The following is a 24,255-nucleotide window of genomic DNA, read 5'->3' as shown; positions in this document are numbered from 1 at the left end:
GTAACTCCTAGTTGTCTTCTATCGTTTGTCGTTTGATTGATTAGATGCGCTTTTCGATGATACCACCACCAAGACATACTTCGCCTTGGTAAAACACTGCAGATTGACCTGGGGTCACTGCGATTTGTGGCTCATCAAAAATAACCTTAATGTTCTCATCATCAATTGGGATGATTGTACAAGGAATATCTGTTTGACGGTAACGTGTTTTTACCGTGCATGTCATAACTTCAGTAATTGGTGTGCGATTTACCCAATGAAGTTGAGATGCGATCAAGCCTTCTGATTTCAGAAGAGGGTGGTCTTTACCTTGTACTGCGATAAGTACATTACGCTTAAGGTCTTTTTCACCAACAAACCATGGTTCTTCGTTACCGCCACCACCTTTAGTGCCGCCAATATGAAGGCCTTTACGCTGACCTAGCGTGTGGTACATCAAACCTTGGTGTTGACCAATCACTTGGCCTTCAGGTGTTTCGATGTTACCCGGTTGTGCTGGTAGGTATTTGCCTAGGAACTCAGTGAACTTGCGCTCACCGATAAAGCAGATGCCTGTTGAATCTTTCTTCTTAGCTGTGATCAAGTCTTGCTCTTCAGCAATACGTCGCACTTCTGGCTTCTCTAATTCACCGACAGGGAATAGGCTGCGTGCCACTTGATCTGAGCTTAGCGTGTATAGGAAATAACTTTGGTCTTTGTTGCTGTCTAGACCGCGTAGCATTTCTGGTTTTACGCCAGCATCAAGCTCTTCTTGAGTTGGGAAAGTACGACGAACGTAGTGACCCATCGCAATGTAGTCTGCGTCTAGCACTTCATCCGCAAACTCTAAGAATGCTTTAAATTTGATTTCTTTGTTACAAAGAATATCTGGGTTAGGTGTACGACCTGCTTTGTACTCTTCAAGGAAGTATTCGAATACGTTGTCCCAGTATTCTGCAGCAAAGTTGATAGTGTGAAGGTGGATACCTAGTTTGTCACATACCGCTTGAGCATCAGCAAGATCTTCAGCTGCCGTGCAGTATTCTTCGTTATCGTCTTCTTCCCAGTTTTTCATGAAAAGGCCTTCTACCTGATAGCCTTGTTGCTGAAGAAGATACGCCGATACTGACGAATCTACACCGCCGGACATACCGACAATTACTTTCTTTTCGCTGTTTCCAGAGCTGATATCTGACATGTCTAAACACCATTACTATTACTTGGTCGCAGATTCTAACAGAAAGAGAAACGCCGTGACAGATCCGAGACCGGAATCACAGTTTCATTTGCACAAATAGTGCGCTGACTTTGTTAGAGAATCGCATGAGAGCGAGGTGAGTCGCTAGGATGTCAGAAGTATATGTGGCATAGTCGCTCGAAATCCAAGACCTGAGATAAAAAAATGTCTGAACAAAATGAATTTATGCAAGAAGAAGAGCTGATTGAGATCATCGAGAACCAGCTTGAAGATGGCGAACCAGTGAAAGTGAAAGAGACGTTGATGCGTTTAATGATGACAGGCACTCCACGTGAAGAAGCAATTGCGGCTATGGCATGTGCACTGGCAATTGAAGTATTTGACGTTATGAAAAACGGCGCGGAGTTTAATCAAAAACGTTACGCGGAGCATTTGGGCATGCTGCCTGATTTAAGCTTTATGGAAGGCGAATAAAAAAAACCTTCAGCAAACGTTTGCTATAGTTTGAAAGATTGCCGCGTTAAATATAGCGCGGTAGAATCCGCCACCTATTTCCCCTTGACTTAGACTAGCCCTATGAAATTCCCTGGACAACGTAAATCAAAGCACTACTTTCCGGTTCACGCTCGTGATCCTCTAGTGAGCCAAGCTCAAAGCAGTAAAAGAATGTCACGCACTCATATTATCGGTATTGACCAAACATTGGTGGATATTGAAGCAAAGGTGAGTTCTGAACTTATTGAGAAGTATGGTTTGAGCAAGGGACATTCACTGGTTATTGGCGACGCAGCCGCTGAATCTTTGTATCAAGAATTAAAAGAGCAGTGCCTGATTACCAATGAATACGCTGGTGGCACAATTGGTAACACATTACACAACTATTCAGTGCTAGCGGATGACCGTTCTACACTGTTAGGTGTAATGAGCCAAGATATTAAGATTGGTAGTTACGGTTATCGCTATTTATGTAATACATCAAGCAGAATGGATCTGAACCATTTACAAGGGGTAGATGGCGCAATTGGCCGCTGCTTTGCATTAATTACAGAAGACGGTGAACGTACTTTCGCAATTAGCGAAGGACAAATGAACCAATTAAAACCAGAAAGCATTCCTGAAAAAATCTTCAAAAGTGCTTCTGCTTTAGTTTTAACGGCTTATTTAGTTCGCTGTAAGCCAGGCGACCCGATGCCTGAAGCAACAATGAAAGCGATCGAATACGCGAAGAAATACGATGTGCCAGTCGTTCTTACACTAGGTACTAAGTTCGTTATTCAAGATGATCCAGAATTCTGGAAAGATTTCCTTGAGCAACACGTAACGGTTGTTGCAATGAATGAAGACGAAGCTGAAGCGTTAACGGGTGAAAGCGATCCACTGGCTGCATCAGATAAAGCGCTAGACTGGGTAGACCTTGTTCTATGTACTGCGGGACCTGTTGGCCTATTTATGGCTGGTTATACAGAAGATGCAGCTAAGCGTGAAACGTCACTGCCTTTACTTCCAGGTTCAATTGCGGAATTCAACCGTTTTGAATTTAGCCGTCCTGCGCATAAAGATTTATGTGAAAACCCAACTAAAGTGTATTCGCACATTGCGCCATACATGGGTGGACCAGAAAAGATCAAAAATACCAATGGTGCAGGTGATGCTGCGTTATCAGCTTTATTACATGATATGGCTGCTAATAAGTACCACAAAGAAAACGTGCCAAACTCAAGTAAACACCAACATTCATTCTTGACGTACTCTTCGTTCTCACAAGTTTGTAAATATTCTAACCGTGCTAGCTATGAAGTGTTGGTTCAACACTCTCCACGTTTATCTCGTGGCCTTCCTGAAAGAGAAGATAGCCTAGAAGAAGCGTACTGGGAAAGATAAGTTACTTTCTTTAATCAGTAGTACTATCAGTATCAGTTGGTTTCTAATACTGATAGTACAAATATAAAAAAGGCTCCGAAAGGAGCCTTTTTTGTTTCTGAATATATTGAAGTCGTAAATAATACTTTGGTCGACTTAAATATTAATTCTATCGCTTAGCGTGTAATTGATTACTCACTAAGTAAACTAAATGTTTAGATAGCAAACTCTTCTAGAGATTTACCAGCATCTAGCTGTTCTTGGATAGCTGAAGGCGTACGGCCTTGACCTGTCCAAGTCTTCTCGTCGCCGTTTGCGTCTACGTATTTGTATTTCGCTGGGCGAGGAGCGCGTTTAGCTTTTGTTGTTTTAGATTTTGCTTCACCAGAAAGTGCAGCAATAAGATCGGCAACATCAATTCCGTCTTTTGCAATTTGTTCAGCAATAGCAGAAAGCTTAGCTTCTTGCTCTGCTTTAGCAGCACGCTCTTCAGCTTCAGACTCTTGACGCTCTTGTACAACAATAGTCAGCTTGTCTAGCGCTTCTTCAAGTTGCTCAAGAGTTAATTCACGTGAGAACGCACGAAGGCTGCGGATATTTAATAGAGTTTTTGTTAATTCAGACATGATATTTTCCATCAAGGTAAACTAAATAATCTTCCTAATAATAAACAGAGCCTAGGAATAAAACAAATAGTATTTCTTCTATTACATATTTAAATATAAAAGTGAGATGAATAGTTGAAAATTCAGAGCAGTATTTCTATTGAATTTATAATAATTATTAAGAATATCTTAAAAAATGATATGTGACAGGTGGAGTAGTCAACTTATGTAGACTATTCTTCTATTGATTAGTTCATTAACAAAAAGCTATTTTTCTCGGAATGATATGTTGCATTGTTGCTCTTGATGAGTACAATTGCGGCTACCTGATGCGAGGTGTTGGTTAATTTGTTGTTAAACTCTGGTTTACACGGTTAATAATGTTATCGCACGTAGAGGTGCAATTATAAAAAGTAACTTCCGTTGGGGTGATGCCAATGAACGGGAATGAAAGGTGTAATTGCCGAAGTAAATTGTATATCTAAGCAATTTGCTGGGGTTGTGCTCAATAGGTACAACACTGCCATAGTCTTAATTTTAAACTATGGAGCGCTACTGTAGGGTTGGGTGAAGTGTTCACTTCCCTTTCGCTTAGTTCAACATGAGCTTGGTCAGCCGTATCAAGTTTGTCTGCAGTAGATCTCTAGCCAAATAAAAAACTGGTTTTTGAAGATCATGAATTTAATAGATTTTGCAACATCACCTTTATCTTTGCTTCCGCCCCTTGTGGCTTTGAGCCTTGCTATTGTTACCCGCCGTGTATTGGTTTCTTTGGGTGTCGGTATCATCATGGGTGCGATTCTACTTGCTGATTACTCAGTAGGTAACGCAGCTAGCTACGTGTTTACTAAAGCATCTGGTGTTTTCATCGAAGATGGTGGCATCAACACTTGGAACATGAGCATCATTGCATTCCTAATTATTCTTGGAATGACAACGGCATTATTAACACTGTCTGGCGGTACTCGCGCATTCGCGGAGTGGGCACAGTCTCGCGTTAAGAGCAAACGTGGTTCAAAACTACTTGCTGCTTTCTTAGGTGTATTCATCTTTGTTGATGACTACTTTAACAGCCTAGCGGTTGGTGCTATCTCTCGTCCTGTAACAGACCGCTTCTATGTATCTCGCGCTAAGCTTGCTTATATCCTAGATTCAACTGCTGCTCCTATGTGTGTGATCATGCCTGCTTCTAGCTGGGGTGCTTACATCATCACGATCATTGGTGGCATCTTAGTGACACACGGTGTGACAGAGTATTCTGCACTGGGTGCTTACGTTCGTCTTATCCCAATGAACTTCTACGCTGTATTCGCACTACTAATGGTATTCGCAGTAGCATGGTTCGGTCTAGACGTTGGTAAGATGCGTGAGCATGAGATCGAAGCATCTCAAGGCCGTGGCTTTGAAGGTGACAACGATCAAAAGCAAGCTCACGATCTAAACGAAGAGTTAGATATCGAAGAGAGCGAAAACGGTTCAGTTTCTGATCTTGTTATGCCAATCGTATCGCTAATTGTAGCGACAGTGGCTGCAATGCTTTACACAGGCGGCCAAGCGCTGGCTGCTGATGGCCAAGCATTCAACCTTCTAGGCGCATTCGAAAACACGGATGTAGGTAAGTCTCTTGTTTACGGTGGTGTTATTGGCTTACTAGTAGCACTAGCGACAGTATTCAAGCAAAAGCTATCTATGACTGATATCGCAAGAACAATGTGGATCGGTGCTAGCTCTATGTTTGGCGCGATTCTGATTCTTGTGTTTGCATGGACTATCGGTTCTGTTATCGGCGACATGAAAACGGGTTCTTACCTATCGTCTCTAGTAACAGGCAGCATTGATTACCACTGGTTACCGGTTATGTTGTTCCTTCTAGCGGGCGTTATGGCGTTCTCTACAGGTACATCTTGGGGTACGTTCGGTATCATGCTACCAATCGCGGGTGATATGGCTGCAGCATCGGATATCGCACTGATTCTTCCAATGCTAAGTGCGGTTCTAGCGGGTGCAGTATTTGGTGACCACTGTTCTCCAATCTCAGATACGACGATTCTGTCTTCTACTGGTGCTCGTTGTAACCACATCGACCACGTCTCGACTCAGCTTCCATACGCGTTGTCTGTAGCGTTCGTATCGTGCATTGGTTTCATCACTCTAGGTATGACATCTTCAATTGGCATCGCATTTGGCGCAGCGTCTCTAACGTTTGTTGCTGTATGTTTTGCATTGGCTTACTTCTCTCGCTGCAAAATGGCGACGTGCAAAAGCTAAAATTGAAAGTTAATCAGTAAACTATCAGGGAGGCGTTTGCCTCCCTTTTTTGTGCCTGTTAATTTAATTTTAAGTTTCGTGAAAAAAGTTCGAATAAATGGTTGAAAAAGGATGTCAGCTTAGTTAGTGTGGAGACAAGACAGCAAACAACCTAAGAGCTGATAAGTATGCGTAAATTAGTAATGAACATTCATCACCATCATCACCCTATCTAGTCTTTCGGGGAGATTTACGTATACCCGGGAGCAAGATTACTCCCGGAGGTTAAGTCAAAAGAATTTAGATTTAAACCCTCGGGATGACAAAGTCCCCGAGGGTTTTTTAGTTTTAGCGCTTTTAAATAATCAATAAATTCAAATATTTGCACAGGGATACAGCAATGCAGACACAACGCCTAAGAATCGCAATTCAAAAGAAAGGTCGCTTAAGTAAAGAGTGCCAAGACCTACTTAAAAAATGTGGTGTTAAATTTAATATCATGGGTGAGCGCCTAGTGGTTCACTCACTAAATATGCCAATCGACTTGTTACTCGTTCGTGATGACGACATCCCAGGTCTTATCATGGATGGTGTAGTTGACCTTGGTTTCATCGGTGAAAATGAACTAGAAGAAGTTCGTCTAGATCGTGTTGCTCTTAAAGAGCCTTCAGAGTTCCGCACACTACGTCGTTTAGACTTCGGTGGTTGCCGCCTTTCAATCGCTATTAATAAAGACGAAGAATACAACGGCCCACAAGACTTAGCGGGCAAACGTATTGCGACAACCTACCCACAACTACTTAAAGCCTACATGGACGAGCAGGGTGTTGAGTTCAGCACTTGTATGCTAACAGGTTCGGTTGAAGTCGCGCCTCGCGCTGGCCTTGCAGACGCTATCGCTGATTTAGTTTCTACAGGTGCAACGCTTGAAGCGAACGGCCTAAAAGAAGCAGAAGCTATCTTCCAATCGAAAGCAACACTGATTCAACGTGTTGGCGACTTCGACGCAGACAAGACCGCACTGATTGAAAAACTACTGACTCGTATGCAGGGTGTTCAACAAGCGAAAGAGTCGAAGTACATCATGCTTCACGCGCCAACCTCTCAACTAGAGCAAATCAAAGCACTACTGCCTGGTGCTGAAGATCCAACGGTTCTTCCTCTATCTACAGACAAAGACAAAGTTGCCGTGCACCTAGTAAGTACAGAGAACTTGTTCTGGGAAACAATGGAACAGCTGAAAGAGTTGGGTGCAAGCTCGATTCTAGTATTACCAATCGAAAAAATGATGGGGTAGTGACGATGAGAACCGTTGTTTGGCAATCTTTAAGTGAATCACAGCAAGACTCGGTATTAGAGCGTCCAGCTATTACTGAAGGTGCAAACATCACAGCGACTGTTTCTGATGTTATTGCAAAAGTACGAAATGAAGGCGATGCCGCGCTTAAAAAGCTGACTGCAAAGTTTGATGGTGTAACTCCAGAATCTATCCGAGTCAGTTCGGGTGAGATTGAAGAGGCGTGTGCTCGTCTAACACCAGAGATGAAGCAAGCGTTAGAGCAAGCTTATAGCAACATTGCTAAGTTTCACGAAGCTCAAAAGCCGCAGCCAATTAAGGTTGAGACACAGCCTGGTGTTGTGTGTGAGCAAGTGACGCGCGCGATTAATACTGTTGGCCTTTATATTCCCGGTGGCAGTGCGCCACTACCGTCAACGGTTCTTATGTTAGGTGTTCCTGCTCAAATCGCAGGTTGTCGTAAGGTTGTGCTTTGTTCACCTCCGCCAATCGCTGATGAAATCTTGTATGTCGCTAAGCTTTGTAAGATCGACGAAGTTTACAACGTTGGTGGTGGTCAAGCGGTTGCAGCAATGGCTTACGGTACCGAGAGTGTGGCTAAAGTCGATAAGATCTTCGGCCCAGGTAATGCCTACGTTACGGAAGCAAAGCGCCAAGTGAGTAATGACTTCCGCGGAGCAGCTATTGATATGCCAGCTGGCCCATCTGAAGTGTTAGTGATTGCTGATGAAACGGCTGATGCAGACTTCATTGCAGCGGATTTGTTGAGCCAAGCGGAACACGGGCCTGACTCTCAAGTAGTATTGGTAACTCCATCTCCAGTGGTTGCAGACCAAGTAACAGAAGCGGTTCAAAAGCAACTGAAAGAACTGTCTCGTGCGAACATCGCTCAGCAAGCATTGGCTTCAAGCTTAATCATCATTGCTGAATCGATCACTCAAGCGATTGCGATTTCGAATTTCTACGGTCCTGAGCACTTGATCGTTCAAACCAAGAACCCACGTGAATTGCTGCCATTGCTAGATAATGCAGGCTCAATTTTCCTTGGTGACTGGTCTCCAGAATCTGCAGGTGACTACGCATCCGGCACAAACCACGTTCTTCCGACTTACGGTTATACCAAGACGTATTCAAGCCTAGGTTTGGCTGATTTCTCTAAGCGAATGACGGTGCAGGAGCTAACAGCCGATGGGTTGAAAGGCCTAGCGCCAACAGTAGTAACAATGGCGGAAGCCGAAGGTTTGGATGCACACAAACGCGCTGTGACTATCCGAGTTGAAAAGTTAAATAAAGCGAAATAAGGGTAGGGCATGGAAAAGTTAGCAAGAAAACAAGTTCAGGCTCTAACACCTTACTTGTCTGCAAGACGCATAGGCGGTACTGGTGATGTATGGCTAAACGCCAACGAATCTCCGTTTGATAACGAGTACAACCTGAACTTGTCTCGTCTTAACCGTTACAGCGAATGTCAGCCAAAAGAGCTGATTGATGCTTACGCTCAATACGCAGGCGTGAAATCAGAGCAAACTCTGACAACGCGTGGTGCTGACGAAGGTATTGAATTACTGATTCGTGCTTTCTGTGAGCCGAACGAAGACGCTATTCTTTACTGCCCACCTACTTACGGTATGTACGCAATCAGTGCAGAGACGATTGGTGTTGAGCGTAAAGTTGTGCCTCTGACTTCTGAATGGCAATTGGATCTTCCAGCTATCGAAGCTCAGCTCGACAACGTAAAAGTGGTGTTTGTTTGTAGCCCAAATAACCCAACCGGTAATTTGGTTGATCGCAAAGACATCATCAAGTTGCTTGAAATGACACAAGACAAAGCGATTGTGGTGATGGATGAAGCGTATATCGATTTTTGTCCAGAAGCGTCAACCGTTGATTTGCTTGAGCAATATCCAAACCTAGCGATTCTGCGCACCTTGTCGAAGGCCTTTGCTTTGGCGGGCTTACGTTGTGGCTTTACGCTAGCGAATAAAGAGCTTATCGATGTACTGTTGAAAGTGATCGCTCCTTATCCTGTGCCAATCCCTGTTGCTGACATTGCCGTTCAAGCTCTCTCAGAGCAAGGACTAGCGCGAGCTAAGTTCCAAGTTCTAGATTTAAGTGCTAACCGAGCGTATTTGCAGGCGGGTCTATTAGGTATGCCTCAAGTGACGGTTTTTGATGGCTGGGGTAACTACTTACTGGTGAAATTCCCGAACGGCGATGAGTTATTTAAAGCGGCTTGGGATACGGGCATTATTTTGCGTAATTCACCTATTGAAGACTGTGTTCGTATTAGTATTGGTAACCGCGAAGAGTGCGAAAAGACACTTGGATTCATTCGTAACTTTTATCAGTAACGAAAGGCTTACCAGTAATAACATTTGCCAGTTTGAGTTGATTAATCGCAGATTGGCAAGTGAAACCAATATTTTGGGTTAGCGTTTGATTTTAGCTAGGCCACCAGATTTAAAATTAAAAGGAAGTTCAAGTGAGTAAACAACAGAAAATACTTTTTATAGACCGTGACGGCACCTTAATTGTAGAGCCGCCAGTTGACTTTCAAGTAGATCGTTTAGACAAGCTAAAATTCGAACCGCGAGTAATTCCTAGCCTACTTGCACTGCAAGACGCTGGTTACCATCTAGTGATGGTGACTAACCAAGATGGTCTAGGTACCGATAGCTACCCAAAAGAAGATTTCGATGCACCACACAATATGATGATGGAGTTCTTCGAATCTCAAGGCGTTAAGTTTGACGACGTGCTTATTTGCCCTCACTTTGACGAAGACAACTGCTCTTGCCGTAAGCCTAAACTGGGTATGGTTAAAGAGTACCTACAAGGCGGTAAAGTCGATTTCCAACACTCTGTTGTGATTGGCGACCGAATGACGGATCTTCAACTGGCAGAGAACATGGCTATCCGCGGTATTCAATATGGCCCGGATGCGGAAACTGAAGGCACGCTTAACTGGCCACAAATCGTTAAAGATCTGACGGTTAATGCGCGTATTGCTGAAGTAGTTCGTACTACTAAAGAAACCGATATCAAGGTTGCAGTAAACCTTGATGAAACCGGTGGCAACAAGATCGATACCGGCATGGGTTTCTTCGACCACATGCTTGATCAAATCGCGACACACGGTGGTTTCCAAATGAACCTGACTGTGAAGGGCGACCTGCACATTGATGATCACCACACAGTCGAAGATACCGCTCTGGCTTTAGGCCAAGCATTGAAAGATGCACTAGGCGACAAACGTGGTATTGGCCGTTTTGGTTTCAGCCTACCAATGGATGAGTGTTTGGCTCAGTGTGCGTTAGACCTTTCTGGTCGTCCATACCTGAAGTTCGATGCTAAGTTCAGCCGTGAGCAAGTGGGTGATCTTTCAACCGAGATGGTGGTTCACTTCTTCCGTTCTCTAACTGATACATTGGCTTGTACGCTACACCTTTCTTCTGATGGCAATAATGATCACCACATCATTGAGAGCCTGTTCAAAGCGTTTGGCCGTACTCTTCGCCAAGCAATCAAAGTTGAAGGTAACGAGTTACCAAGCAGCAAAGGCGTTCTGTAAGGGTTCGGTATGAAAGAGCAAAAAGTCGTTATTATTGATACTGGTTGTGCCAACGTTTCATCGGTGAAGTTTGCGATTGAACGTCTGGGCTACGCAGTTGAAATTTCAAAAGAACCAGAAGTTGTTCTTGCTGCCGACAAGCTATTCCTACCCGGTGTAGGTACAGCAAGTGAGGCAATGAAGAACCTGCAAGAGCGTGACCTTGTTACCCTTGTCAAGCAAGTTGAGAAGCCTCTGCTGGGTATCTGTTTAGGTATGCAGCTGTTAGGCAAACTGTCTCAAGAGAAAGGTCAAAAGGCTGATGAGTTAGTTGAATGCCTAGGTTTGTGTGATGGCGAAGTTCGTTTACTTGAAACGGGCGACTTACCATTACCACACATGGGTTGGAACACAGTAACAGCAACGCCTAATCACCCGCTATTTAAAGACATTGAAGAAGGCGAATACTTCTACTTTGTTCATAGCTTCGCAATGCCAGTGGGCGACTACACAATCGCACAATGTGATTACGGTAATCCGTTCACTGCGGCGGTTCAAAGTGGCAATTATTATGGTGTTCAGTTCCACCCAGAGCGATCTTCGAAAGCTGGCTCTAAGCTGATTCAGAACTTCTTGGAATTGTAATAAGGATTAGGCAGCGGCTAACGTTGCCATATAAGGAATGTAAATGATTATTCCCGCGTTAGATTTAATTGAAGGCCAAGTAGTTCGCTTATTCCAAGGAGACTACGGGCAAGTAACAGAATACAAAGTAGACCCAGCAGAGCAGTTTAATCTGTACCACCAAGCTGGCGCTGGCTGGCTGCACCTTGTTGACTTAACGGGCGCAAAAGACACAACGGCTCGTCAGTTAGACTTGATTGCTAAGCTCCTTGCTAGCACGCCTGCGAACATCCAGATTGGTGGTGGCGTGCGTAACGAACAAGATGTCGTTGATCTGCTAGAAGCTGGCGCACAGCGCGTTGTGGTTGGTTCTACAGCCGTTAAGCAACCTGAGTTGGTGAAAGGTTGGATGGAGAAGTATGGCGCGGAAAAAATCGTGCTGGCTCTAGACATCAACATTGATGAAAGCGGCACACGTAAAGTGGCGATTTCAGGTTGGCAAGAAGATTCAGGTGTGACTATTGAAGCGCTGATTGAAGACTACCTCACGGTTGGCCTTAAACACGTGCTGTGTACCGATATTTCACGTGACGGCACGCTAGAAGGATCAAACGTAGAGCTCTATGTTGATCTTTGTAAGCAGTACCCACAAGTGCAATTCCAATCATCGGGCGGCATTGGCAGCCTAGCTGATATCGAAGCGCTTAAAGGCAGCGGTGTTGCGGGTGTGATTGTGGGTCGTGCGCTACTTGATGGCAAGTTTACCGCAGAGGAGGCATTTGCATGTTGGCAAAGCGAATAATCCCTTGTTTGGATGTCCGTGACGGACAAGTGGTTAAGGGCGTTCAGTTCCGTAACCACGAAATTATTGGTGACATCGTTCCGCTAGCACAACGCTATGCAGAAGAGGGCGCCGATGAATTGGTATTTTATGACATCACCGCATCAAGTGATGGCCGTGTGGTCGATAAAAGCTGGGTGAAACGCGTAGCTGAAGTGATCGATATCCCTTTCTGTGTCGCTGGTGGTATTAAATCAGCAGAAGATGCAGCGCGCATCCTTGAGTTTGGTGCGGATAAAGTGTCAATCAACTCACCGGCATTGGCTAATCCACAGCTGATTACTGACCTTGCTGATAAGTTTGGCGTTCAGTGTATCGTTGTCGGTATCGATTCATACTTCGACAAAGAAACCGGTAAATATCAGGTTTACCAATTTACAGGCGATGAAGCGCGTACTAAAGCAACCAAATGGGAAACCAAAGATTGGGTGCAGGAAGTACAGAAGCGTGGCGCAGGTGAGATTGTGTTAAACATGATGAACCAAGATGGCGTTCGTAACGGCTATGATATCGATCAGTTAAACATGGTGCGTGAAGTGTGTAATGTGCCATTGATTGCCTCTGGTGGCGCTGGTGCAATGGAGCACTTTGCTGAAGCTTATAAAAAGACCAACGTGGATGGAGCACTTGCGGCTTCGGTATTCCACAAACAAGTCATCAATATTGGTGAACTTAAACAGTATTTAAAACAACAAGATGTAGAGGTGCGACTATGAGTTTTGAACCCGTAAGCTTATCAAAAACAGAAGTAGGCGCATTGTCAGAGCGTATTAACTGGGAAAAAGTAGATGGCTTAGTGCCAGCGATTGTTCAAGATTACCAGTCAAGCCAAGTGCTAATGATGGGATACATGAACCCAGCCGCACTTGAGAAAACGGGTGAAACTGGCAATGTGACGTTTTTCTCTCGCACAAAAGAGCGTCTTTGGACGAAAGGTGAAACGTCGGGCAATGTATTGCAACTGCAAAACATCGCCTTGGACTGTGACAGCGACACCTTACTGGTTAAAGTTAATCCCATTGGTCCAACGTGCCACACAGGTACAACAACGTGTTGGGATGGAGACAAACAAGAAGAGTCTCAGATGGTGTGGCTTCATCAGCTTGAGCAGCTATTGGCTGCCCGCAAGGACGCCGATCCTGAATCTTCTTATACTGCCAGTCTATATGCCCGTGGCACCAAGCGTATTTCGCAAAAAGTGGGCGAAGAAGGCGTTGAAGTCGCGCTTGCGGCGACGTCGGGCGATAAGGCGGAGTTAGTGTGTGAATCAGCAGATTTGATTTACCACCTAATGGTTCTTCTTCAAGACCAAGGCTTATCGATGGATGATGTGGTAAACAAGCTGAAAGAGCGTCATAAGTAAGCTCTCTTTAGATTAATAGAACCGCGTAAAAGACAGACAAAAGCCCCGCAAACAAACATGTTTACGGGGCTTTTTAGTTTTTTAATTTTCAAGATTTCAAGATTTCAAGATTTCTAAGCCCTACGTCACTTTTCTAACCTCTGACTTTGCGTCATTCCGAGGAGCCTAAGCGACATCAGGAATCTCTTCTCTTAATCTGACTTCTTAGTCGAACGAGTTACCCGCAGCACTTCTTGTATTTCTTACCACTGCCACAAATACACGGATCATTACGGCCGATTTTAAAGCTCTCAACGGTTTGATTTAAGCGTGGGTCAATTTCTGGTTGTGTAGTTTGTTCCTGCTCTGGGAAGGTACCATCAATGTAGTACCAAAGACCGTCTTCACGTATAAAGCGAGAGCGTTCTTGCATGCAGTATTGTGCGCCTTCTTCATTGAAGTAAGCTTTAAACTCAACAAAGCCTTCGTCTTGGTGCGAGCCTACCGCAGTATCGATGACTTCTAGTCCTGCCCAATCACTGTTGATAGATTCGGCAATACCTTCTCTTTGCGCTTCTGCGTTGCAGCTAGGGTGGTAAGTCGCAACAACATAGTCAACTAAACCCAACACGTGCGCTGAATAACGAGAGCGCATCAACTGTTCAGGCGTTTCAACAGCACTGTGGTGAAGGTGCGCTGATTCACAGCACTGTTGGTAAGTATTTTTGCTACCGCATGGGCATAAAGACATAGTCAGATCCTGTAAAAATGGCCTCTATTAAGAGGCCATAAGTGAATGCGTGGGAGTTTACCAAGAAACGATCGCTCACCAAAGTTTAGTTTCTGTTGAAGTTATTGAAATTATCAAAGTGTTAGCGCGAAGTTTACTATTTCAAGGCTGGAGACAATAGCTCTTGAGCCCAAGTCGTCGCTTCGTCATAAGCTTGACCAAGTTGAGCTTCACTCAGTTTGAGAAGCTGGCGAATACGAGTCGCTTCTTCCCAACGAGCTTGCTCATACGCAACCACCATCGCCAATACAGCACCTAACACACCTTTACGTTGAATCAAGGCTTGTTTGATCTCGATGTCGATCGGCACTGAATCGAGTACTTGTTTCAATGGTTGGTCAAAGAGTGAGTCCAACAGAGAGAACATACCGGTCAAAAAGGCTTGTCCAGGCTCAACCTTAACATTCATCTTCTCAACCAAGAGTTCACACTGACGTGCGCGTATTACCGCTAAGCCATAAAGTGAGTCCGGCTTATCTTCTTTCGCGGATGCGATAGCCACCAGTGAAACGAACTTACGCAGTTTCTGTTCACCAAGGTAAATAAGCGCTTGGCGGAATGAACGAATCGTTGTTGGTGAACCGCCAGCGGAGTTTACGTAGGTAAGTAGCTTATACGACATGGTCACATCGAGCGTAATCAAACGCTCTACTTCACCAAAGTCGATAGGGTCGTGCGTAATCTCTTTTAACAGCTGAACGGTCGTCAGGAATGCCGGGTTGAGCGCACGCGTTTGGATCATCTCTGGCTTGCTAAAGAAATAACCTTGAAAGTAGGTGAAGCCTGCTTTTTTCGCTTCTTGGTATTCTTCGTACGTTTCTACTTTCTCAGCAAGGAACTTGATATCTAGCCCTTTGAGAGAGTTCATAAACATCGCTGCTTTGGCAATTGGCGTTAAACGGATATCGAACTTGATAATTGAAACGTAGGGTAAGAAGCGCTTCCAAGCTTTACTTGGCACAAAGTCGTCTAGCGCAATGGTATAACCCGCGTCAAAGATGGTTTTGATTGCTTCAAGTAATTCGTCTGTTGGTTCGCAGTCTTCAAGAACCTCAACAACGAGGCTTTCTTTGGGGAACAGAGTAGGGACTAAGTTGATTAGGCTTGCATATGGGAAGTTCACGAACCCAAGCTTATCACCCAACGTATTATAGTGGGTCGATAAGAAGTGATCGGAAAGCAAACGGCTAGTAGCGAGCTCCGGCTCTACTTCAGGGAAAGTGTTCTTAGGACCATCCCTGAATAGCAACTCGTAACCTATGGTTTTCTTGCCTGTGTCGAGTATTGGTTGACGCGCTACGTATGAATATTTCAACTTAGTACTGTGTTCGGTTTATTTCTGGTAGAGAGATAATAGCTAATTCACTAGAAATTACCATACACTTTCTAAGAAAGTCTGACCGACAATAATAATCAAAGTGAAAGTTTAAGCGTGATGTTAAAAGCTATTGCTAAACGCTCGATTCTGTAGTTCAAAACTTTGCGGCGTGAACACCAGCACTGAGCCTTGCGTATACCAATCGCCAAGTACGATACGGGTTTTAGTGCAATTGTTAGCATTAAATGTATGGATGTCTGGGCGGTGAGTATGGCCGTGGATCATCAGATCGACATTGTTTCGTTCCATCACATCTTCGACTTCTTGCTGTGTCACATCCATGATGTCGAGAGACTTGGTCTGCTTGTCATCTTTGATATCTGATTGAACCTTTGAAACAATTTTCTTCTTGATGAAAAATGGAATTCGGTTGAAGACCCATTGTAACCATGGCTGATGCACTTTTTCGCGAAAGGCGAGGTACTTTACATCTTCAGTACATAGAGTGTCTCCATGCAATACTACCGCTTTTTGCCCGTAGATATCGATCGTAGAAACTTCGTCGAGAAGTTGTACGCCCGTTTGCTTAGCAAATTTTTTGCCGACTAAGAAGTCGCGGTTCCCTTGAGTAAAGTAACAAGGCACGCCTGTTTTCACTAAGTCGATAAACGCTTGGCGGATAGAAGTCGCGAATTCACTCTTATCATCGTCACCAATCCAGAATTCGAAAAGGTCACCTAATACGTAAAGTGCATCCGCTTCTACGGCTTCTTTCTTCATAAAGGTTAAGAAGCAGTCTGTGATGTCTTCTCGTGACGGAGAAAGGTGCAGATCTGATATAAAATATGTTTTCATAGGTCTAAAAAAAAGGGAGCGATTCGCTCCCTATATCCTGATTTTATCGGCTCATCAATACTAACCGAAAGCGATGAATTAAGCTTCGATTGTAGTACCAGTGATGATCACTTCTTCTAGAGGTACATCTTGGTGCATACCCATAGAACCAGTGCTAACACCTTTAATCTTGTTTACGATGTCCATGCCTTCAACAACTTCTGCGAATACACAGTAGCCCCAACCGTCTAGGCTTTCGCTACGGAAGTTTAGGAAAGAGTTGTCGTTAACGTTGATGAAGAACTGAGAGCTCGCTGAATGCGGTTCCATAGTACGAGCCATTGCTAGCGTACCAACTTTGTTCGCTAGACCGTTGTTTGCTTCGTTCTTGATCGTTGCACGAGTTGCCTTTTCTTTAAGGCCAGAAGTCATGCCGCCGCCTTGAATCATGAAACCATCGATAACACGGTGGAATAGTGTGTTGTCGTAGAAACCGTCACGGCAATACTGTAGAAAGTTTGCGCTTGTTTCTGGTGCTTTTTCTTCGTTAAGTTGAACTTTGATATCACCAAAATTTGTGTGAAGGATGATCATGATTGTTACCTTACTGTCTTTTTAATATGAAGTTCGAATTCTAGCGCATGTTGGCAGACTTTCAAATCACCAAATCATTAACTTAACTCGGATGTTTGAGGTAATTCCTGCTTTTAGGGATTACCTATTAAGGTATGACTTGTTATACTGCGAGCTTATTTTGATTAATCCATAAAATAGATAGAGATCATGCTGAAGATATATAACACGCTCACAAGACAGAAAGAGGAATTCAAACCAATTACAGCTGGCAAAGTCGGCATGTATGTCTGTGGGGTAACCATATACGATCTCTGTCATATTGGTCATGGTCGTACGTTCGTTTCTTTCGACGTAGTAACTCGTTACCTTCGTTACCTTGGTTACGATTTGAATTTCGTTCGTAACATCACAGATATCGATGACAAAATCATCAAACGCGCTAACGAAAACGGTGAGTCTTGTGACTCTCTGACTGAGCGTTTAATCGGTGAGATGCACGCTGACTTTGATGCATTGAACATGAAGCGTCCAGATGTTGAGCCTCGTGCGACAGAATACATCACTGAAATCATCGAGCTTGTTGAAAAGCTGATTGAACGTGGTTTTGCATACGTTGCAAGCAACGGCGACGTGATGTTTGAAGTAAAGAAATTCGACGAATACGGTAAGCTTTCAAAGCAAGACCTTGATCAGCTTCAAGCGGGTGCTCGCGTTGATGTTGAATCTGCAAAACGCAGCCCACTAGACTTCGTTCTTTGGAAGATGTCTAAGCCAGGTGAACCTACATGGGAATCGCCATGGGGCCCGGGTCGTCCAGGTTGGCACATCGAATGTTCAGCAATGAACTCGTCTATTCTTGGTAACCACTTCGATATCCACGGTGGTGGTTCAGATCTGCAGTTCCCTCACCACGAAAACGAAATCGCACAGTCTTGCTGCGCGCACGGCACTCAGTATGTAAATACTTGGATGCACAGTGGTATGGTGATGGTAGACAAAGAGAAGATGTCTAAGTCACTAGGTAACTTCTTCACTATCCGTGACGTGCTAGCACATTACGATGCTGAAACAGTACGTTACTTCCTAATGTCTGGTCATTACCGTAGCCAGCTAAACTACAGCGAAGATAACCTAAACCAAGCTCGCGCATCACTAGAGCGTCTATACACGTCACTTCGTGGCCTAGACCTTACAGCCGCTCCTGCCGGTGGCGAAGAGTACGTGACTCGATTCTCTACAGCGATGAACGATGATTTCAACACACCTGAAGCTTATTCAGTACTGTTTGAAATGGCTCGTGAAATCAACCGTATCAAGCCTGAAAGCATTGAAAAAGCAAGCGGACTGGGTGCATTGATGCGTGAACTAGCAGACATCATCGGTATTCTTCACCAAGAGCCAGAAGCCTTCCTACAAGGTGATGCGGCAGGTAACGACGACGAAGTGGCTGAAATCGAAGCGTTGATCAAACTGCGTAACGACTCTCGTGCTTCAAAGGATTGGGCAAATGCCGACCTTGCACGTGATAAGCTAAACGAGTTGGGTATTGTTCTGGAAGATGGCCCAGAAGGCACGACTTGGCGTCGTAAGTAAATCTTATAAAAAGGGCTGATTTTCAGCCCTTTTTTCTAGCACGAATTCTCTATTTTCACCTTTTCTATCTTCAACTTTTAATTAACAGGAATATTTCTGTGGCTCAGATGTATTTTTATTACTCGGCAATGAATGCGGGTAAATCAACAACGCTTCTTCAATCTTCATTCAACTACCAAGAACGTGGCATGACGCCAGTGATCTTTACGGCAGCTTTGGACGATCGCTATGGTATCGGTAAAGTGAGCTCACGAATTGGTCTGCAATCTGAAGCTCAGCTGTTTAAAAATGACACCAACATGTTTGATGCGATCAAAAAGCTCAATGAGGAAGAAAAGCGTCATTGTGTTTTGATCGATGAGTGCCAATTTTTATCGAAGGAGCAGGTGTACCAATTAACAGAAGTGGTTGATAAGCTGCACATCCCTGTACTTTGTTACGGCCTACGTACCGATTTCCTGGGTGAACTGTTTGAAGGTAGCCGTTACTTACTGTCTTGGGCAGATAAACTTGTTGAGCTTAAAACAATTTGTCACTGTGGCCGTAAAGCGAACATGGTAATTCGTACCGACGAGCACGGTGTGGCGATTGCTGAGGGCGACCAAGTGGCTATTGGCGGTAACGACAAATACGTTTCTGTTTGCCGTCTGCACTACAAAGAAGCGTTGGGTAAATAAGCCGATCTATTTGCTAACGCGAAAGAACGAAAAACGGTGACCAAGTGTCACCGTTTTTGTTTATTGGGCCTGTGTTTTGCTTTCTTCCAAGCCGAGCTTTTGTTTTATTTCCTGCCGAGCTTTTACTTTGTTCAAAGTCTAACTTTTGCTTATTCGAAACCGAGCTTCTTCAATGCTTGATAGGCGTGGTCAACGTCGTCGGGAATCGGCATCTCAATCTGAAAGCCTTTCTCTGGGTAGGATTTGATTCGCTCGTAATCAGCAATTAATGCGCCTAACACCATATCTAACGGCAACTCTTCGTTAAAGTAATCATCCCAAGTTTGCCATCGCGACGTCACGGTAATCTCGGAAGTTTCGTCAGGCCATTGTTTACTGAAGGTTGCGTAGGTACGTTTCTCCATGAAGGGCTTCTGAACTAAGGTTAGCCTCTTCGGCGATAACCCTTTTTCTGCCAGCAACTCATGAGTGAATCGTACATTTTCCCCAGTATTTGTTGCGTGTTTCTCTATGATAATGTCAGAGTCAGGCACGCCACAATCTCGTGCGATAGAAGCGAATGTTTCTGCTTCTGAGCGTTCAAAGCTTCTTTCGGTAAAGCGCCCCACACCGCCAGAAAAAACGATGTAAGGCGCGATCTGTTGGTGATAAAGCTCGGCTGCATATTCAGCTACGCGAGTATCGTTGCTACACAATACAAAGATACAGTCGGAAGGCGTAACCTTGTGACCCATCGACATAAAGTTCCAAAGGGTGTCGACTGAGCGATGCAGTTTTATGTTGGGATTTTTGTTAGCAATAGATTGTTCAGTCATGAAGTGCGTCCAGTGTGGATTCGAATTTAAATGAATAACCTAAGTCGAGAATCTTCTTCGAAGAGATTAACTTGTCTGGGGTATCAACAACAGCGGGCAGAGGCTCACTGCTGTTGGCGCTTTTCAGTGCCGCGGCATAAAACTCCGCCTTACTGACTGTATTTGGTGTGGTCACGTTAACTATTTCATTGTGCAGATGACTGATAGCGAAATCGACAGCACCAATTGCATCATCAAGGTGCAGCATGTTGGCTGGAGCTTGAGTGCTGACTTGTTTTAACTTGCTTGCGAAGCGTGATGGGTGACGGCTTGGGCCGATTAAGCCACTAAAGCGAAGAATGGTGTAGTCGATACCGGAATCAATCACTGACTGTTCAGCTTGCAGCATGATTCGTGCGTTATCGGAAAATAAAGACGCGTGCTCGTTATCTGAGGTCGAAAGAGGGAGTGATGCATCCAGCTCGTTCAGCACACCCGGCTTAGTTGGGTATACCGTAGTTGAACTAACCATAATGAGCTTTTTAATGTTGGCCTTTTGGCATGCATTGGTGAGTTGCTGCCAGTAGTCGGCATACTCTTGTCCTGCTCCTTTTCTAAAGCCAGGAGGGAAGCTGCCAATCACAATTTCAGTGTTGTTTTCGAGTAACAATGAATAGAGTCGCCCGATAGTCTGTTGTGGATCGGATGAATCAAAGCTAAACACTTCACATGGAATTTGTTCGCTACCAATGGCATCTGCTCCCGCTTGGGTCGTTTTCGTGACCACTACTCGGTTACCATGTTTTTCTAAATGTTCAGATAAAGGTGCACCTACCCATCCTGCACCGACAATAAATATAGAAGCCATGTGTTCCTCACAACTGCAAATGACGAATTTACAATAAGCCTAACAAAGCTTTGCCCAAAAATGAAAAAACTCCACGGCCGAAGCAAGTGGAGTTTTTACTAGAACAATGGAGCTTTAGTTTAGTACGCGAAGAAGCTTGTCTGCGCGCTCTGCCATCTCGATACCTTCATCTGTTAGGTAACCGCCGTCTGGCTGAGTACAAAGGTTTTTTTCGAATAGGCGCTTAACAGCGTCTTGAGTTTCTTGAGCTGCCTCTTGATGGACTTTAATTCCAGTAGCTGCACTACTTACATCAAATTGAAGAAGGAGGTTTAAATCAGCAATATGTTCAGCGTTGTACTTCATAATTGACCTATATATTCATAACGTTCTCTACCTTCACCTTAGTGCGCATTCTCGGCTCAGGCAATAGCAAATAAAGAGAATTGATAAGTGATACCAAATTGATTGATTAATCATCGAGTGATGAGTTTATTTTGGTTATATTGGGTGATTTGCACCCACTTAAATCATCAGTGATGTTTATTGCTAAGTGGTTGTAATATATTGTGACTAGAAATAATTTGCATTGAGCGAATATTGTATAAAAAGGATATGCATAAGTGAGAGCGAACAAAGTAGCATTAACGATCAGTATGCTATTTGCTATCTCAGGTTGTCAAAGTACACCCTCAGAGCAGACAGACGCGAACCAAACCACAAACAACAATAATGAATCTACAATCGAGGTCCGTTCATTTCAGTCTGTCCAAAGCGTTTACTCCGAATGGGAGGCTAAGCTCGCAGACCACGGCCAATTGTCTCTCTATGCACCAGAGAATTACAATGAACTATTAGACGCATGGGATGACGCTGAAAGCATTTATGCGGACTTACTTAAAGACGAAACTCGGATAACCAAGAGTTACTCCATTTTTTCGAGCCTGACTTACGCTGAAGCTTTTGATGAAAAAATTGCGTTGATCAAATCAAATTATGACTCGATATTAGTGCTAAAGAAGAAGGCTGACCGAGTACTCGCGGATTCGATTGTCCAAATGGATTACCTGAAGTTTCTTGGCGCAGATACCATGTTTACCTCGAGCTACAAACGTTTGTATTCAGAATACAGCGAGTTGTTCGAGTATGTGCTGGTCGATGAGCTTGAAGACGCTCAAGAAGCGCAGGTGGAATTTCTTAACAATGCTCGCTTACTAGAAGTTAAAGTGGCGCATAAGAAATACATCGAACCTTTGAAGAACGAATTAGAGTTCTTGGAAGATGAAGATTTCGATGACGTTGTTCCACTGACGTTTGCTAAAGCGGCATCTCAAATTGCTTTGGCAGAAAGCCAAGTGAAAGCCAGTCCCCGTGAAAAGTCTATCATTGAAGACGCAGTTCACGCTGCGGAGTTCGAATTAAACCACGTACGCAGTGTTGCTCATGAAGTCAAAGTGCTGGCGAGCGTAAAAGGCGACCAGTTCGAACAGTCGGTTTTGAATGCAGAGAACCAGTTATTGAGCATTTCACGAGTGGTTAATGATGAAGATCACCGTGATGTTGTATTGCGTCTTCAGTCTCAAAAAATTGTAGCGAGTGTTAAAGCGCTGAAAGGCTCAGACATGACGGCGTCATTAAAGTCAGAGATTAAAACTTTGACTGAGCAATTAGCTAAGCTGGAGTCTGAAAACCAGAAGCAAGCGCAGCAACTGTCTGAAGCAACCAAGCACAGTGAGTTGCTCGGTGAGCAGATTACCAAGAGTGATGCTCACATTAAAAGCTTAGAAGAGTTAGTGGATAGTTTGAAAAGCTTAGGTGGCAAAGTGGCCAACGAAAGTGACTCTGATGTGATGTCCCCAGCTGTTGAATCTACTCTAGAAGATTCAACCCTAGAACAATCATCAGAAGAAGTGATTGAACCTTCGGTTTAGCATCACTAATTTCTTTATTTGTGATTGAGTTAAAAGCGCCTTAGGGCGTTTTTTTTACGTTCTGTTGATCTATGTCAAAATCTAGAAATAAAAGCGCTCTGTGAGCCATTTTAGTGTACGTTATTCTTTGATTTTTAACGTAACTTGTTGATATTTATAGATGTGTTATTTTCTATGCTGATAACTAATCATTCAGCAGAGTTTTCTTTTTACTACTAAAGTCGTATGAATTTGGAATAACTCGGACTATTTGCTTTCAACAAGGCTGTGAGAGCTATTTTGTGCCTAAAATAGCTCTTGAATTCAGAAATGAAAGAGAGGATTATCGCGCTCCCGACAACATGTTTCAAAATGTAAATCATCATGAATCTGAACCAATTTGACTCATTATTACCGCCACAAATGGCTGAGCGCGCTGCAGATATTGGCGTAGGTAAAGCAACCAAAGATCCAACCAAATCTTTTCTCCTAGCGATTTCAGCTGGCATACATATCGGTATTGCGTTTGTGTTCTACACAATTGTAACCACTGGCGCTGGTGATTTACCTTGGGGTATTACTCGCGTCCTAGGTGGCCTTGCATTTAGCTTGGGCTTAATCCTCGTTGTTGTTACTGGCGGCGAACTGTTTACCAGTTCGGTGCTCACTCTTGTTGCTCGCGCAAGTGGCAAGATTAGCTGGGGAACCCTAGTCAAGAACTGGGCGACCGTTTATATCGGTAACCTTATTGGTGCTTTATTGCTAGTGGCATGCATGCTTCTGACTAAACAGTACATGTTTGACCATGGGCAAGTGGGTTTGAATGCCATGGCCATCTCTCAGCACAAAATGCACCATGGTTTTATCCAAGCTATCGCGCTTGGCATCATGTGTAACGTATTGGTTTGTATCGCGGTATGGATGACGTTTAGTGGACGAACACTGACTGACAAAATTGCAGTACTGATTTTACCTGTCGCGATGTTTGTATCATCGGGCTTTGAGCACTGTATTGCGAATATGTTCCAAGTTCCTTTAGCTATCGGTATCAAAACATTTGCTCCAACTGAATTCTGGACAATGACAGGGGCTAATCCAGCAGACTATGTTGACCTAAACATGATGGACTTTCTGATGAACAACTTGCTGCCCGTTACTATCGGTAACATCATCGGCGGCGGTATCTTTGTTGGCATGTGGTATTGGTTGATTTATTTACGCGATTAATAAAGATGGCGGATCAACAAAGCTTGTGTGACTAGCTCAGTGACAAGATTAGTTAAAGCTCAGAGTGGAAACATTGAACTGACTTATGACATTTACAAGACGGCCTGCATTGCAGGCCGTTTTTTATTTGGTGCGCCGAGCATGGC

The 24,255-nt window shown here is 44.0% G+C and carries 24 protein-coding genes, 1 riboswitch and 1 other annotated feature; of the genes, 15 read left to right on the top strand and 9 right to left on the bottom strand.

Going from position 1 to position 24,255, the window contains the following annotated elements:
• Positions 1-40 precede the first annotated feature (40 nt).
• Entirely contained in the window at positions 41-1,177 is a 1,137-nt protein-coding gene (mnmA, locus tag AB4263_RS20175) for a tRNA 2-thiouridine(34) synthase MnmA (protein ID WP_017060260.1), read from the bottom strand.
• A gap of 204 nt (positions 1,178-1,381) precedes the next feature.
• Here mnmA and AB4263_RS20170 point away from each other — a divergent pair, with 204 nt between their 5' ends.
• Positions 1,382-1,651 carry a hypothetical protein gene (locus AB4263_RS20170; protein ID WP_010439986.1) on the top strand — a complete coding sequence of 90 codons (270 nt, stop codon included), beginning with the start codon at positions 1,382-1,384 and terminating at the stop codon, positions 1,649-1,651.
• 102 nt (positions 1,652-1,753) lie between these two features.
• A complete protein-coding gene (locus tag AB4263_RS20165; protein ID WP_017060261.1) occupies positions 1,754-3,058 on the top strand; it encodes an inosine/guanosine kinase in 1,305 nt (434 codons plus the stop codon).
• Between the two features lie 194 nt (positions 3,059-3,252).
• On the opposite strand, the gene AB4263_RS20160 is transcribed toward AB4263_RS20165, so the two are convergent.
• The gene (locus tag AB4263_RS20160) at positions 3,253-3,663 is read right to left on the bottom strand and encodes an H-NS family nucleoid-associated regulatory protein (RefSeq protein ID WP_017060262.1); all 411 of its coding nucleotides are present in this window, start codon (positions 3,661-3,663) and stop codon (positions 3,253-3,255) included.
• 364 nt (positions 3,664-4,027) lie between these two features.
• A riboswitch (Lysine riboswitch) is annotated at positions 4,028-4,205 on the top strand.
• A gap of 112 nt (positions 4,206-4,317) precedes the next feature.
• Here AB4263_RS20160 and AB4263_RS20155 point away from each other — a divergent pair.
• From AB4263_RS20155 to hisIE, 9 genes are all read left to right on the top strand, one after another.
• On the top strand, positions 4,318-5,910 hold the full coding sequence (locus tag AB4263_RS20155) for a Na+/H+ antiporter NhaC family protein (protein WP_017060263.1): 1,593 nt from the start codon (positions 4,318-4,320) through the stop codon (positions 5,908-5,910).
• 190 nt (positions 5,911-6,100) lie between these two features.
• Positions 6,101-6,236 (top strand) — a sequence feature (His leader region).
• Positions 6,237-6,289: 53 nt separating this feature from the next.
• Complete coding sequence (gene hisG / locus AB4263_RS20150; protein WP_017060264.1) at positions 6,290-7,186, top strand: ATP phosphoribosyltransferase; 897 nt, start codon at positions 6,290-6,292, stop codon at positions 7,184-7,186.
• Entirely contained in the window at positions 7,186-8,487 is a 1,302-nt protein-coding gene (hisD, locus tag AB4263_RS20145; protein ID WP_017065318.1) for a histidinol dehydrogenase, read from the top strand. Before hisG ends, hisD begins: the two co-directional genes overlap by 1 nt.
• A gap of 9 nt (positions 8,488-8,496) precedes the next feature.
• Positions 8,497-9,537, top strand: coding sequence for a histidinol-phosphate transaminase (hisC, locus tag AB4263_RS20140; RefSeq protein ID WP_017060266.1), 1,041 nt, complete (start codon positions 8,497-8,499; stop codon positions 9,535-9,537).
• A gap of 131 nt (positions 9,538-9,668) precedes the next feature.
• Complete coding sequence (gene hisB, locus AB4263_RS20135; RefSeq protein ID WP_372098775.1) at positions 9,669-10,757, top strand: bifunctional histidinol-phosphatase/imidazoleglycerol-phosphate dehydratase HisB; 1,089 nt, start codon at positions 9,669-9,671, stop codon at positions 10,755-10,757.
• 9 nt (positions 10,758-10,766) lie between these two features.
• Positions 10,767-11,381, top strand: a complete 615-nt coding sequence (gene hisH, locus AB4263_RS20130) for an imidazole glycerol phosphate synthase subunit HisH (protein ID WP_017060268.1) — start codon at positions 10,767-10,769, stop codon at positions 11,379-11,381.
• A gap of 43 nt (positions 11,382-11,424) precedes the next feature.
• Complete coding sequence (gene hisA, locus AB4263_RS20125) at positions 11,425-12,162, top strand: 1-(5-phosphoribosyl)-5-[(5-phosphoribosylamino)methylideneamino]imidazole-4-carboxamide isomerase (protein WP_012604374.1); 738 nt, start codon at positions 11,425-11,427, stop codon at positions 12,160-12,162.
• Complete coding sequence (gene hisF, locus AB4263_RS20120; protein ID WP_017060270.1) at positions 12,144-12,917, top strand: imidazole glycerol phosphate synthase subunit HisF; 774 nt, start codon at positions 12,144-12,146, stop codon at positions 12,915-12,917. The genes hisA and hisF overlap by 19 nt, the downstream gene beginning before the upstream one ends.
• The gene (gene hisIE / locus AB4263_RS20115) at positions 12,914-13,564 is read left to right on the top strand and encodes a bifunctional phosphoribosyl-AMP cyclohydrolase/phosphoribosyl-ATP diphosphatase HisIE (protein ID WP_017060271.1); all 651 of its coding nucleotides are present in this window, start codon (positions 12,914-12,916) and stop codon (positions 13,562-13,564) included. The genes hisF and hisIE overlap by 4 nt, the downstream gene beginning before the upstream one ends.
• Positions 13,565-13,781: 217 nt before the next feature.
• On the opposite strand, the gene AB4263_RS20110 is transcribed toward hisIE, so the two are convergent.
• The 4 genes from AB4263_RS20110 to AB4263_RS20095 form a co-directional block, all read right to left on the bottom strand.
• Positions 13,782-14,294: a YchJ family protein gene (locus tag AB4263_RS20110; RefSeq protein ID WP_017060272.1), complete on the bottom strand. Its 513-nt coding sequence runs from the start codon at positions 14,292-14,294 to the stop codon at positions 13,782-13,784.
• A gap of 136 nt (positions 14,295-14,430) precedes the next feature.
• On the bottom strand, positions 14,431-15,648 hold the full coding sequence (locus AB4263_RS20105) for an EAL and HDOD domain-containing protein (protein ID WP_372098774.1): 1,218 nt from the start codon (positions 15,646-15,648) through the stop codon (positions 14,431-14,433).
• Positions 15,649-15,771: 123 nt separating this feature from the next.
• The gene (lpxH, locus tag AB4263_RS20100; protein WP_017060274.1) at positions 15,772-16,506 is read right to left on the bottom strand and encodes a UDP-2,3-diacylglucosamine diphosphatase; all 735 of its coding nucleotides are present in this window, start codon (positions 16,504-16,506) and stop codon (positions 15,772-15,774) included.
• 78 nt (positions 16,507-16,584) lie between these two features.
• A complete protein-coding gene (locus AB4263_RS20095; protein ID WP_017060275.1) occupies positions 16,585-17,079 on the bottom strand; it encodes a peptidylprolyl isomerase in 495 nt (164 codons plus the stop codon).
• Positions 17,080-17,268: 189 nt separating this feature from the next.
• Here AB4263_RS20095 and cysS point away from each other — a divergent pair, with 189 nt between their 5' ends.
• Positions 17,269-18,654, top strand: a complete 1,386-nt coding sequence (cysS, locus tag AB4263_RS20090; protein WP_017060276.1) for a cysteine--tRNA ligase — start codon at positions 17,269-17,271, stop codon at positions 18,652-18,654.
• A 98-nt stretch (positions 18,655-18,752) separates the two neighbouring features.
• On the top strand, positions 18,753-19,331 hold the full coding sequence (locus tag AB4263_RS20085; protein ID WP_017060277.1) for a thymidine kinase: 579 nt from the start codon (positions 18,753-18,755) through the stop codon (positions 19,329-19,331).
• A gap of 149 nt (positions 19,332-19,480) precedes the next feature.
• Here AB4263_RS20085 and AB4263_RS20080 read toward each other — a convergent pair whose 3' ends face one another.
• From AB4263_RS20080 to AB4263_RS20070, 3 genes are all read right to left on the bottom strand, one after another.
• On the bottom strand, positions 19,481-20,146 hold the full coding sequence (locus AB4263_RS20080) for a YdcF family protein (RefSeq protein WP_372098773.1): 666 nt from the start codon (positions 20,144-20,146) through the stop codon (positions 19,481-19,483).
• The gene (locus AB4263_RS20075; protein WP_372098772.1) at positions 20,139-20,993 is read right to left on the bottom strand and encodes an NAD(P)H-binding protein; all 855 of its coding nucleotides are present in this window, start codon (positions 20,991-20,993) and stop codon (positions 20,139-20,141) included. Before AB4263_RS20075 ends, AB4263_RS20080 begins: the two co-directional genes overlap by 8 nt.
• Before the next feature lie 114 nt (positions 20,994-21,107).
• Positions 21,108-21,338: a TIGR02647 family protein gene (locus tag AB4263_RS20070; RefSeq protein WP_017060280.1), complete on the bottom strand. Its 231-nt coding sequence runs from the start codon at positions 21,336-21,338 to the stop codon at positions 21,108-21,110.
• A gap of 257 nt (positions 21,339-21,595) precedes the next feature.
• Between AB4263_RS20070 and AB4263_RS20065 the strand changes: the two genes are divergently transcribed.
• Both AB4263_RS20065 and focA read left to right on the top strand, forming a co-directional pair.
• A complete protein-coding gene (locus AB4263_RS20065) occupies positions 21,596-22,903 on the top strand; it encodes an ATPase (RefSeq protein ID WP_372098771.1) in 1,308 nt (435 codons plus the stop codon).
• 363 nt (positions 22,904-23,266) lie between these two features.
• Positions 23,267-24,109 (top strand): formate transporter FocA, encoded by an 843-nt coding sequence (gene focA, locus AB4263_RS20060; protein WP_065583873.1) that lies wholly within the window; start codon positions 23,267-23,269, stop codon positions 24,107-24,109.
• The last annotated feature ends 146 nt before the right edge of the window (positions 24,110-24,255 follow it).

The organism is Vibrio sp. 10N.261.55.C5 (assembly GCF_041470505.1).
Classification (GTDB): Bacteria; Pseudomonadota; Gammaproteobacteria; order Enterobacterales; family Vibrionaceae; genus Vibrio; species Vibrio crassostreae_C.
The sequence above is the reverse complement of the archived record's forward strand: the minus strand, read 5'-3'. Positions and strand labels throughout refer to the sequence as shown.